The 10,315-nt window shown below is 67.5% G+C and carries 12 protein-coding genes and 2 riboswitches; of the genes, 10 read left to right on the top strand and 2 right to left on the bottom strand.

Annotated elements, in window-relative coordinates:
• Positions 1 to 2: 2 nt before the first annotated feature.
• Both ACNJX8_RS26950 and cobJ read left to right on the top strand, forming a co-directional pair.
• Positions 3 to 734, top strand: a complete 732-nt coding sequence (locus ACNJX8_RS26950; RefSeq protein WP_439357343.1) for a precorrin-2 C(20)-methyltransferase — start codon at positions 3 to 5, stop codon at positions 732 to 734.
• Positions 731 to 1,465, top strand: a complete 735-nt coding sequence (gene cobJ, locus ACNJX8_RS26945) for a precorrin-3B C(17)-methyltransferase (protein WP_128939173.1) — start codon at positions 731 to 733, stop codon at positions 1,463 to 1,465. The genes ACNJX8_RS26950 and cobJ overlap by 4 nt, the downstream gene beginning before the upstream one ends.
• Here the strand turns inward: cobJ and ACNJX8_RS26940 are convergent.
• Positions 1,441 to 2,187, bottom strand: a complete 747-nt coding sequence (locus ACNJX8_RS26940; protein ID WP_439357342.1) for a cobalt-precorrin-6A reductase — start codon at positions 2,185 to 2,187, stop codon at positions 1,441 to 1,443. The two genes, cobJ and ACNJX8_RS26940, sit on opposite strands and share 25 nt — an antisense overlap.
• Between ACNJX8_RS26940 and cbiE the strand changes: the two genes are divergently transcribed.
• From cbiE to cobT, 8 genes are all read left to right on the top strand, one after another.
• Positions 2,186 to 3,367: a precorrin-6y C5,15-methyltransferase (decarboxylating) subunit CbiE gene (gene cbiE / locus ACNJX8_RS26935; protein ID WP_439357341.1), complete on the top strand. Its 1,182-nt coding sequence runs from the start codon at positions 2,186 to 2,188 to the stop codon at positions 3,365 to 3,367. The genes ACNJX8_RS26940 and cbiE overlap by 2 nt on opposite strands.
• Positions 3,364 to 3,732: a cobalamin biosynthesis protein gene (locus tag ACNJX8_RS26930; RefSeq protein WP_439357340.1), complete on the top strand. Its 369-nt coding sequence runs from the start codon at positions 3,364 to 3,366 to the stop codon at positions 3,730 to 3,732. The genes cbiE and ACNJX8_RS26930 overlap by 4 nt, the downstream gene beginning before the upstream one ends.
• Complete coding sequence (gene cobM / locus ACNJX8_RS26925; protein WP_128939177.1) at positions 3,729 to 4,511, top strand: precorrin-4 C(11)-methyltransferase; 783 nt, start codon at positions 3,729 to 3,731, stop codon at positions 4,509 to 4,511. Before ACNJX8_RS26930 ends, cobM begins: the two co-directional genes overlap by 4 nt.
• A complete protein-coding gene (locus ACNJX8_RS26920; RefSeq protein WP_439361986.1) occupies positions 4,511 to 5,821 on the top strand; it encodes a cobyrinate a,c-diamide synthase in 1,311 nt (436 codons plus the stop codon). Before cobM ends, ACNJX8_RS26920 begins: the two co-directional genes overlap by 1 nt.
• The gene (gene cobA, locus ACNJX8_RS26915) at positions 5,818 to 6,549 is read left to right on the top strand and encodes a uroporphyrinogen-III C-methyltransferase (RefSeq protein ID WP_091887719.1); all 732 of its coding nucleotides are present in this window, start codon (positions 5,818 to 5,820) and stop codon (positions 6,547 to 6,549) included. The genes ACNJX8_RS26920 and cobA overlap by 4 nt, the downstream gene beginning before the upstream one ends.
• A gap of 45 nt (positions 6,550 to 6,594) precedes the next feature.
• A riboswitch (cobalamin riboswitch) is annotated at positions 6,595 to 6,814 on the top strand.
• A 37-nt stretch (positions 6,815 to 6,851) separates the two neighbouring features.
• The gene (locus ACNJX8_RS26910; protein WP_439357339.1) at positions 6,852 to 7,529 is read left to right on the top strand and encodes an energy-coupling factor ABC transporter permease; all 678 of its coding nucleotides are present in this window, start codon (positions 6,852 to 6,854) and stop codon (positions 7,527 to 7,529) included.
• A gap of 46 nt (positions 7,530 to 7,575) precedes the next feature.
• Positions 7,576 to 8,325 (top strand): precorrin-6A synthase (deacetylating), encoded by a 750-nt coding sequence (gene cobF / locus ACNJX8_RS26905; RefSeq protein WP_439357338.1) that lies wholly within the window; start codon positions 7,576 to 7,578, stop codon positions 8,323 to 8,325.
• Positions 8,326 to 8,335: 10 nt separating this feature from the next.
• The gene (cobT, locus tag ACNJX8_RS26900; RefSeq protein WP_439357337.1) at positions 8,336 to 9,388 is read left to right on the top strand and encodes a nicotinate-nucleotide--dimethylbenzimidazole phosphoribosyltransferase; all 1,053 of its coding nucleotides are present in this window, start codon (positions 8,336 to 8,338) and stop codon (positions 9,386 to 9,388) included.
• Between the two features lie 6 nt (positions 9,389 to 9,394).
• Here cobT and ACNJX8_RS26895 read toward each other — a convergent pair whose 3' ends face one another.
• Positions 9,395 to 9,967 carry a histidine phosphatase family protein gene (locus ACNJX8_RS26895; protein ID WP_439357336.1) on the bottom strand — a complete coding sequence of 191 codons (573 nt, stop codon included), beginning with the start codon at positions 9,965 to 9,967 and terminating at the stop codon, positions 9,395 to 9,397.
• A gap of 72 nt (positions 9,968 to 10,039) precedes the next feature.
• Positions 10,040 to 10,241: riboswitch (cobalamin riboswitch) on the top strand.
• Positions 10,242 to 10,315 lie beyond the last annotated feature (74 nt).

The following is a 10,315-nucleotide window of genomic DNA, read 5'->3' as shown; positions in this document are numbered from 1 at the left end:
TCATGGGGCGCATCATCTGCTGCGGTCTCGGCCCCGGCGATCCTGATTTGATGAGTGTGCGCGCCGATCGGACGGTGCGCGGCGCCAAGCACGTCGCCTATTTCCGCAAGAAGGGCAGGCCGGGCCAGGCGCGCCGCATTGTCGAGGGCATGCTGGCTGCCGACGTCACCGAATATCCCATGGAATATCCGGTCACGACTGAGATCGCTTTCGACAGCCCTGAATACGTGCAGCTGCTCGCCGGCTTCTACGACGAATGGGCCGAGCGCCTGGCGCGGCTTTCGCGCGCGGTCGACGTCGTCGTGCTATGCGAGGGCGATCCTTACTTCTACGGCTCGTTCATGCATCTGCACACGCGCCTGCAAGGCCGCGTCGAGATCGAAGTGATCGCGGGGATTCCCGGCATGGTCGGCTGCTGGAATGGCGTCGGCCAGCCGATCGCGCTCGGCGACGACGTCACGACGGTGCTGATGGGAACGCTTGCCGAAGACGAGCTCGAACGGCGCATGCGTGATTCCGATGCGCTCGTCATCATGAAGACCGGGCGCAATCTCGCAAAGGTGCGCCGCGCGCTCGCGTCGGCCGGCCGACTGGATGATGCCTGGCTGGTCGAGCGCGGCACCATGCCGGGTGAGCGCGTTACGCGCCTCGCAGAGATCGATGCCGCCGACTGCCCTTATTTCGCGATTGTGCTGGTGCACGGCAAGGGCCGGCATCTGGACGCCGCCGAATGACGGGCACGCTGACCATCGCGGGTCTCGGGCCCGGCAGCGAGGCGCTGGTGACGCCCGAGGTTTCCGCCGCACTTGCCGCCGCGACCGATATTCTCGGCTATGCGCCCTATGTCGCCCGCGTGCCGCCGCGAGCAGGGCTCACCCTGCATCCGTCGGACAATCGCGAGGAGTTGCAGCGCGCAAGCGAAGCCCTGCGGCTTGCCGCCGAAGGCGGCCAGGTCGTCGTCGTCTCCTCCGGTGATCCCGGCGTCTTCGCGATGGCCTCTGCCGTGTTCGAGGCGCTCGAGCAGGCACCGCAATGGCGGGACCTGCCGATCCGCGTGCTGCCCGGCATCACCGCGATGCTGGCGGCGGCTGCCCGCGCCGGCGCGCCGCTCGGCCATGATTTCTGCGCGATCAATCTCTCCGACAATCTGAAGCCTTGGGCCGTGATCGAGAAGCGCCTGCGGCTCGCCGCGGAAGCCGATTTTGCCATCGCGATGTACAATCCGCGCTCAGCCAGCCGGCCGGAAGGATTTGGCCGCGCGCTTGCGGCGCTTCGAGAGGCCGGCTGCGGCGAGCGGCTCGTGATCTTCGCGCGCGCGATCAGTACGCCCGATGAAAAGATCGAAACCGTCACGCTGAACGAAGTGGCGCCCGAGATGGCCGACATGCGCACGCTGGTGATCGTCGGCAATTCGCAGACGCGGCGCGTCGGCCGCTGGATCTATGCGCCGAGGCAGGTGCGATGACTGAGCCACTGCATGATCTCAGCCGCGCTCTCGACCCGCTGACGTTCGGGCAGCTCTGGTCGCGAGATCATGATCACGGGCAGGCCGAGCATGCGCGCCGCGTCGATCTTGGCGCGCGCACCATCGCCGCCGGAATTGCGGGCGACAATGCACATGATGCCGCGCATGCGCATCATCTCCAACTCGCCGTTGAGGGTGAACGGCCCGCGCGACACGATCACGTCGGCCGGAAAGGGGAGGGTCGTTTCGGGTGGATCGACGAAACGCAGCGTGTAGGTGTGCTGCGGCTTCATCGCGAATGGCGCGATGTGCTGACGGCCGATGGCGAGGAACACTTTTGCCGGAGCCTCGGGCAGCGCGGCGACGGCGGCATTGACGTCGACGACCTCGATCCAGTCGTCGCCAGGCGCTTTGCTCCAGGGCGCGCGCTCCAGCGCAATCAACGGTGTGCCGGTCTCCGCGCATGCCTCGACCGCGTTGCGGCTCATCTCGGCGGCGAAGGGATGCGTCGCGTCGATCACATGCGTGATGGCCCCGCGACGAATGTAGTCGGCAAGCCCGCTCACCCCGCCGAATCCGCCGATGCGTATCGGCAGCGGCTGATCGGCGGGCGCGCGGGTGCGGCCGCCATAGGAATAGATGGCCTGGATGCCGGCGCGCGCGACCGCCGCGGCGAGCAGGCTCGCATCGCTCGTTCCGCCCAGAATGAGGGCGCGTGTCATGGCTGATCCCTGGCTGATCATCATCGGTATCGGCGAAGATGGCCTTGCCGGCCTGTCGGAGGCAAGCCGAAAGGCGCTTGCCAAGGCAGAAACCGTCTTCGGCGGCGAGCGTCATCTTGCGCTCGCGGAAGTTGGCAGCCGCGGCCGTCCGTGGCCGGTGCCGTTCGATGCGGACATCGTGCTGAGCTGCCGCGACCGGCCGACCGCGGTGCTCGCCTCCGGTGATCCGTTCTGGCATGGCGCCGGGGCGGGCCTGGTCGAGAAGCTCGGTAGCGACGAGTGGATCGCGCACCCCGCGCCATCGACCTTCTCGCTCGCCGCCGCACGGCTCGGCTGGCGGCTCGAGTCGGTTGTGTGTCTTGGGCTTCATGCCGCACCATTCGAGCGTCTGGTGCCGCATCTGGCACGAGATGCGCGTATCATTTGCCTCGTGCGCAACGGGAAGGCGGCAGATGATCTCGCGAAATGGCTGACGGAACGCGGATGGGGCGCTTCAATCCTGTGGACTCTTGCTGCGCTTGGCGGCCCAAGGGAATACATTGACCAGCATCGCGCCGATCTCTTTGCTGATGATATTGCTGGAAATCTGGTTGCGGTGGCGGTGCTGGCGAGGGGGACGCAGGGCATTCCCCGCAGTTCGGGCTTGTCGGACGATCTCTTTGTCCATGACGGCCAGATCACCAAGCGTCCGGTGCGTGCGCTGGCGCTGTCGGCCTTGGCGCCGCGTCCCGGTGAGCGGCTGTGGGATGTCGGCGCCGGCTCAGGTTCGATCTCCATCGAGTGGGCGCTGTGTGGCGGGACAGCGATCGCGATCGAAGCGCGCGAGGATCGCGCTGCGAACATCCGCAGCAATGCGACGGCGTTCGGGCTGGCGCATCGGATCACCGTCGTCACGGGGAATGCGCCCGAAGCTCTGGCTGCGCTGGAAGCGCCCGATGCGGTCTTCATCGGCGGCGGTTTCGACGCCGCGATGTTCGATGCCATCTGGCCCCGGCTCGCGCCGGGTACGCGGCTTGTTGCACATTCAGTCACGCTGGAGACGGAGGCGCTGCTCGGCGAGCTGCAGCAGCGCCACGGCGGCGAGCTGATGCGCGTCGAGATCGCGCATGCCGGCCCGCTCGGCCGCTACCGCTCTTGGGAGGCGGCACGTCCGGTGGTGCAGTGGAGTGTGGTCCGATGAAAGTTGCCGGGCTCGGATTCAAGCGCGACGTTACGCTGGCTTCGCTGCGTGAGGCGCTGCTGGCGGCCGGCGGTTTTGAAGACCTTTCTGCCGTGGCGACTGTCAGCGACAAGGCTGATGCGGAAGCACTGAAGCAGCTTGCGCGCGAATGCGGTGTGCCGATCAGAGCCGTCCCGGCCGAATTGCTGGCCGGCATCGACACCCCGACGCAGTCGAAGCTTATTGCGGAAAAGTTCGGCACGGGATCAGTCGCCGAAGCGGCGGCGCTCGCAGCGGCCGGCCCTCGTGCGCGGCTGATTGCGACGCGGGCGGTCTCGCAGGATCGCACAGCGACCGCGGCGATCGCTGAAGGAGACGGCGCATGACGGTGCATTTCATCGGCGCGGGGCCGGGCGCTGCCGACCTCCTGACGTTGCGCGGACGCGATCTGATCGCCGCTTCTCCGGTCTGCCTCTATGCCGGCTCGCTGGTGCCGGAGGGCGTGCTGGCGCATTGCCCGGCCGGTGCGCGGATCGTCAACACCGCGCCGCTGTCGCTCGACGAGATCATCGCCGAGATCGCCGCTGCGCATGCGGACGGCAAAGATGTCGCGCGGCTGCATTCCGGTGATCTCTCGATCTGGTCGGCGATGGGCGAACAGCTCCGCCGCCTGCGCGCGCTCGGCATTCCCTATTCGGTGACGCCGGGCGTTCCGTCGTTCTCGGCTGCTGCAGCGGCACTGGAGGCCGAGCTGACGCTGCCTGGTCTCGCTCAGACCGTGGTGCTGACGCGCACGCCGGGCCGTGCCAGCGCGATGCCTGAGGGCGAGAAGCTTGCTGCGTTCGCTGCCACCGGCGCGGTGCTCGCGATCCACCTGTCGATCCATCTGCTCGACAAGGTCATCGCCGAGCTCACGCCGCATTACGGCGCGGACTGTCCGGTCGCCATCGTCTGGCGCGCGAGCTGGCCGGACCAGCGCATCGTGCGCGCGACGCTCGCAACGCTCGATGCGGCTGTGGGCGGCGAAATGGAACGCACCGCGCTGATCCTGGTCGGCCGGACGCTTGGCGCCGCGGATTTTGACGAGAGCCGTCTCTATGCCGCCGATTATGATCGCCGCTATCGGCCGGTCGGCGCCGAGCCACGCTTTCCGGAGGGGTCATGATGGCGGCAGGCCTCGTCATCTCCGCACCGGCCTCCGGCGTCGGCAAGACCACGCTGACGCTGGCGCTCGCGCGCGCCTGGCGCAATCGCGGATTGAATGTGCAGTGCTTCAAGAGCGGGCCCGACTACATCGATCCCGCCTTCCACGCCGCCGCCACGGGACGCGCCTCCGTCAATATCGATAGCTGGGCGATGGACCGCGCAGAAATCGCGCATCTCGTCAGCCGCGGCGCGCATGCCGATGTCATGCTCGCCGAGGGTTCGATGGGCCTGTTCGACGGTGTCGCCGCACGCGGCGTCTCCGGCACCGGTGCGACCGCCGACATCGCGGAGATGCTGGGCTGGCCGGTGCTGCTGGTGATCGATCCCTCTGGCCAAGCGCAGACCGCGGCGGCGATCGCCGCAGGTCTTCGTGATTATCGCGCCGGGGTGCATCTTGCCGGCGTCGTGCTCAATCGCATCGCCAGCCCGCGTCACGAAGATCTCGTGCGGCGCGCGCTGAACGATGCCGGCATTGCCGTGTTCGGTGCACTGCCGCGCCATGCCGAGATCAGCCTGCCGAAGCGCCATCTCGGCCTGGTGCAGGCCGAGGAGCAGGTCGAGATCGGCAAGCTGATCGACGAGGCCGCGCGCTTCGTCGCCGAGCATGTCGATCTCGAGGCGGTGCTGCGAGCGGCAGCCAGCTGGGCGCCGCAATCCGGGGCGAACGGCCTGAACGTGACGCCGCCGGGCCAACGCATCGCGCTGGCCCGCGATGCGGCGTTCTCTTTCCTGTATCCGCATATGCTGGAAGCCTGGCGCGCGGCCGGCGCCGAGATCTCGACATTCTCGCCGTTGGCCGATGAAGCGCCTGACGCAAGCGCCGATGTCTGCTGGCTGCCAGGCGGCTATCCCGAGCTTCATGCCGGCAAGATTGCGGCTAGTGCACGCTTTCGCGACGGCTTGCGCGTCTTTGCTGAGACGCGCCCCGTGCACGGCGAATGCGGAGGCTATATGGTGTTGGGAATCGCTTTGACCGACGCCGACGGCGTGCGCCATGAGATGGCGGGGTTGCTCGGCCTGGAGACCAGCTTTGCCAAGCGCCGCATGCATCTGGGCTATCGTCTCGCCGAACTGGCCGCACCGATGCCGGGGCATCAGGTCGGCGCACGCCTGCGCGGCCACGAGTTCCATTATTCGACAATCATCGCCCAGCCGGACACGCCGCTGGCCGTGGTTCACGATGCAACCGGCACGGTCATTGCCGAGACCGGCTCGCGGCGGGGCCAAGCCACCGGCACGTTCTTCCATCTGATCGCGGAGGATCGGTGAGCGGTTTTGTTTCTTTCGTCTCCGCCGGCCCTGGCGACCCAGAACTCCTCACGGTGAAGGGGACTGCGCGGCTGCGTGAGGCCGACGTCGTGCTCTATGACGATCTTGCCTCCGGCGCGATCCTCGATCTCGCCCGTCCCGGCGCCAATCTCGTCGCGGTGGGGAAACGGGCAGGGCGGCCCTCGACCAAGCAGCACCATGTCAACCGCCTGCTCGTCGATTATGCCGCAACCGGCGCGCGGGTGGTGCGGCTGAAGTCGGGCGACGCCGGAATTTTCGGCCGGCTCGAGGAGGAGCTGGAGACGCTGCGCGAGGCCGGCATCGGCTACGAGATCATTCCCGGCGTCACCTCCGCCTGCGTTGCCGCCGCGCAAGCCGGCATCCCCCTGACCCGGCGCCACACCTCGCGGCGGGTGCAGTTCGTGACCGGGGCCGACGTCACCGGCGAACTGCCGCCAAACCTGAATTGGGCGGCGCTGGCCGATCCCGAGGCAACCACCGTGGTTTACATGGGCCGGCGCACCTTTCCGGCGCTTGCCGCAAAATTGATCGACCATGGCCTCGCCGCAGATACGCCGGCGCTGTTTGCGGAATCACTCGGCCGTTCCGACGAGCGGCTGGTCCGCACCACGATTGCCGAGCTCGCCGAGCAGCTTGCGCGGGGCGGCGCCGCCTCGACGGCCGCCGTCATCCTGTTCGGCGCCCTGGCGGGAGACGATCCGTCATGATGGCCGCCGTCGCCCTTCGCCCCTTGACGCCCGGCTCGCGAAAGGGGCACACAGGAGAGGCATGGTGCTCGACGCGGCGCAAAGCGCCTGAGCATAATCGGGAATGGGGATGGGCGGACCCAGTTGCGGCGTCCAAAACCCCAGCCGCCCCCGCGACTGTAAGCGGTGAGGGGCTCCGATCAGCCACTGGGCCGCAAGGCTCGGGAAGGCCGGAGAACCCCAGTGAACCGCGAGCCAGGAGACCGGCCCTGCACGTTTTGAGGCCAAGGCCGTCGGGTGTGACGGCAGGAAGGATCTGAACCATGCATATCGAACCAGGGATCGTGACGGGCGCCAAGCTCGTGTTGAGTTACGCAACCGGCATCGCCGCAGGTGGTGTTGCCTTGAAACTCGCAGTCGAGACCGTGCGCGAGCAGGGTGTTGGCTCGCTCGCGACGCGCACGCTCGCCACCACCGGCCTCGTCTTCACTTTCTTCCAGGTGCTGCCGCACTTCCCGGTCGGCGTCTCCGAGGTGCACTTCATCCTGGGCTCGACCTTGTTCCTGCTGTTCGGTGCTGCGCCCGCCGCCTTCGGCCTTGCGTTCGGCCTGCTGCTCCAGGGCGTCTTCTTCGTGCCGACCGACCTGCCGCAATATGGCATGAACGTCACCACGCTCCTGGTGCCGCTGTTCGCGATCCAGGCGCTGGCGACGCGGATCATTCCGCGCAACACGGCCTACGTCGATCTGCAATACCGCCAGGCGCTGGCGCTCTCGACCGCCTATCAGTCCGGCATCGTCGCCTGGGTGGCGTTCTGGGCCCTCTATGGCTCCGGCTTCGGCGCGACCAACCTCGCCAACATCGCGACGTTTGCGGCATCCTATGCGCTGGTCATCGTGATCGAGCCGCTCGCCGATCTCGCCGTGCTGGCGCTGGCGAAGTCGCTGCGTGGCGTCACCGCGCCCGGCCTCGTCACGCCGCGCCTGCATAACGCCGCTTAAGAGACAAGCGAACGGGCGGCCGGCGCGGCCGCCCTTCGCGCTCGCGATGCTCATGCTCTCCCTGATAGGCATCGGTTGCGGCGATCCCGGGCAGCTCACGCGCGCCGCGATCCAAGCCATCAACGCCGCCGATCTCGTCCTGATCCCGCGCAAGGGGACGGCGAAATCCGATCTTGCGGATCTGCGGCGGACGATCTGCGCGGACGTGCTCACCAGCGCGAGCCCGCGCATCGCCGAGTTCGACTTGCCGGTGCGTGACGCGACTGAGGCGGACTACCGCAAGGGCGTGGACGATTGGCACGATGCGGTTGCCGCGACCTGGTCGCAAACGATCGCAAATCATCTCGCCGGCGAGGGCAAGGTTGCGCTGCTGATCTGGGGCGATCCTTCGCTCTACGACTCCTCGCTACGCATCGCGCGGCGGCTCGATCCCTTGCCTGATATCGAGGTCGTGCCCGGCATCACCTCAATCCAGGCGCTGTGCGCCGTGCATGCGCTGCCGCTCAATGACATCGGCGAGCCGTTCCTGGTCACGACGGGGCGGCGCTTGCGCGAAGGCGGCTGGCCGCAGGGCGTCGATACCGTGGTGGTGATGCTCGACGGCGGCACGGCGTTCCAGTCGCTCGATCCGGCTGGGCTTCAGATCTGGTGGGGCGCCTATCTCGGCATGCCCGATCAGATCGTCATGTCCGGCGCGCTGGCCGAAGTGGGCTCGCGTATTGTCGCAATGCGGCAGGAAGCGCGCGAGCAGCATGGCTGGATCATGGACAGCTACATTCTCAAGCGCACGCGTTAAGCGAGGCAGCATGCTCCCCGAATGGGTCTACCAACAGTGCCCCGAGATCTCCGCGATTCACCGCGAGGCGGCGATCGATCGGCAGGCGCAACTGACAAAACCGACCGGCGCGCTCGGCCGGCTCGAGCAACTCGCGATCGAGCTTGCGGGACTGCAAGCGACGGAATCTCCTCGTGCCGCGCGCGTGCCGATCATCGTCTTCGCCGGTGATCACGGCATCGTCGCGCAGGGCGTGTCGGCCTATCCGCAAGCGGTGACCATCGCGATGATGGCGAACTTTGCCTCCGGCGGCGCCGCGATCTCTGTGCTGGCGCGTGAGCTTGGCTCCAGCCTGGAGGTGGTCGACGCCGGCACGCTGGCGCAGGAGGAGATGGCGGGCGTCGTCACCGACAAGCCGCGCTCTGGCACGCGCGACTTCAGCGTGGAAGCTGCGCTCGAACCTGCGGAACTGGCATTCGCCTTCGCAGCCGGCCAGCGCGCTGTTGCACGCGCGGAAGTCGGTCAGCCCGATCTCCTGATCTTCGGCGAGATGGGCATCGGCAATACCACGACTTCCGCGGCGATTGCGGCGAGCCTGCTCGGCATCAGTGCCGAGGAGATCGCCGGCAGCGGCACCGGCATCGATGCGGCCGGACGCGCGCACAAGGCGCAGGTGATCGATGCCGCGATTGCGCGCCATGGCATTGCGGGGGCTTTGCCCGAAAACATCCTGTGCGCGGTCGGCGGCCTCGAGATCGCGGCGATCTCAGGCGCGATCATTGCAGCTGCGCAGCGCCGCATCCCTGTATTGATCGACGGCTTCATCGTGTCGGTGGCGGCGCTGGCGGCGGTGCGGATCAACCCGTCCTGCCGGCCGTTCCTGCTGCCGTCGCATCAATCGGCGGAGCAGGGGCATCGGCTGGTGCTGCGTGCGCTGAACGTGCAGCCGCTGATCAGCCTCGATCTCCGGCTTGGTGAGGGATCGGGTGCGGCCATCGCGCTGCCGCTGGTCCGCTCGGCTTGCGCGCTCCACAACGGCATGGCGACGTTTGCGCAGGCCAATGTGCCGGATCGCCCGGCCTGATCCGGCTCAGGCCATCCGCTGATTGACGGAAACGACGCGCCACCCGGTCGCGAGCCGGTCGATCCGGGTGAGCGACAGCGGATCGATCACGAAGCGCAAGGCGGCTTGCGGTGTCAGGTCCAGCGCGATGCAGAGCGCAGCGCGGATCGTGCCGGAATGCACGACGAGCGCTGCGGAGCCCGCGCCGATCCGCGAGAGCCCAAGCCGGACGCGCGTGACCTGATCCTCAAAGCTCTCGCCGCCCGGCGGACGTCCGCGCGCCGGATCGCTCCAGAATTGCGCATAGGCCTCGTCGCCAGCCGCGCCGATCTCGTCATGCCGACGGCCGGTCCATGCGCCAAAATCCTGTTCGCTGAATTCGGGCATCAGCTCGGGCGTGAGTCCCAGCGCGTGCGCGGTTTCGACCGTGCGCCGCGACGGGCTGGCGTAGCTCGCTGCGCCCCGCGGCAGGCACTGCCGCAGGGCCTGCAGTTGCGCGCGATCGCCGAGGTCAGCCGGCGCGTCAGCCGCATGGATCGTCCCCGCGACGCCGTCGACCGGTGCATGCCGTATCAGCCAGAGGAAGGTCTCGCCTTCCATGCTCATCTCCGAGGAAGTTGGTTGCTGTGGCAATAGCGCCGCAGCTTGCACATTGACTCTGTCTTGATCGTAATCCTAGATGGCTTCGACGGTTTCCCCGAGAGGGGATGAAAAGGGAATGCGGTGCGGGGAATTTGTCCCCAATGCCGCGGCTGCCCCCGCAACTGTAAGCGGTGAATCCTTCGTCAGAAGCCACTGGGTCCTCGGTCCCGGGAAGGCGACGAAGCGGTCACGACCCGCGAGCCAGGAGACCTGCCGTCAGCCGTGGTCACACGCGAAGATGTCGGTCGGGGAGTACAGACATTCGGCTTCATCGGACGGCTGATTAGCCCAGGGTGAGACCTCGTT

It is taken from the genome of Bradyrhizobium sp. SPXBL-04, from assembly GCF_051853035.1.
Classification (GTDB): domain Bacteria; phylum Pseudomonadota; class Alphaproteobacteria; order Rhizobiales; family Xanthobacteraceae; genus Bradyrhizobium; species Bradyrhizobium zhanjiangense.
Note: the sequence above shows the minus strand (reverse complement) of the source record. Positions and strands in the feature narration are given on the sequence as shown.

What these genes read in the sequence shown, in the direction of transcription:
- ACNJX8_RS26950 (WP_439357343.1), top strand. Translation starts at nt 3, where the DNA reads ATGGGGCGCATCATCTGCTGCGGTCTCGGCCCCGGCGATCCTGATTTG.
- cobJ (WP_128939173.1), top strand. Translation starts at nt 731, where the DNA reads ATGACGGGCACGCTGACCATCGCGGGTCTCGGGCCCGGCAGCGAGGCG.
- cbiE (WP_439357341.1), top strand. Translation starts at nt 2,186, where the DNA reads ATGGCTGATCCCTGGCTGATCATCATCGGTATCGGCGAAGATGGCCTT.
- ACNJX8_RS26940 (WP_439357342.1), bottom strand. Translation starts at nt 2,187, where the DNA reads ATGACACGCGCCCTCATTCTGGGCGGAACGAGCGATGCGAGCCTGCTC.
- ACNJX8_RS26930 (WP_439357340.1), top strand. Translation starts at nt 3,364, where the DNA reads ATGAAAGTTGCCGGGCTCGGATTCAAGCGCGACGTTACGCTGGCTTCG.
- cobM (WP_128939177.1), top strand. Translation starts at nt 3,729, where the DNA reads ATGACGGTGCATTTCATCGGCGCGGGGCCGGGCGCTGCCGACCTCCTG.
- ACNJX8_RS26920 (WP_439361986.1), top strand. Translation starts at nt 4,511, where the DNA reads ATGGCGGCAGGCCTCGTCATCTCCGCACCGGCCTCCGGCGTCGGCAAG.
- ACNJX8_RS26910 (WP_439357339.1), top strand. Translation starts at nt 6,852, where the DNA reads ATGCATATCGAACCAGGGATCGTGACGGGCGCCAAGCTCGTGTTGAGT.
- cobF (WP_439357338.1), top strand. Translation starts at nt 7,576, where the DNA reads ATGCTCATGCTCTCCCTGATAGGCATCGGTTGCGGCGATCCCGGGCAG.
- cobT (WP_439357337.1), top strand. Translation starts at nt 8,336, where the DNA reads ATGCTCCCCGAATGGGTCTACCAACAGTGCCCCGAGATCTCCGCGATT.
- ACNJX8_RS26895 (WP_439357336.1), bottom strand. Translation starts at nt 9,967, where the DNA reads ATGGAAGGCGAGACCTTCCTCTGGCTGATACGGCATGCACCGGTCGAC.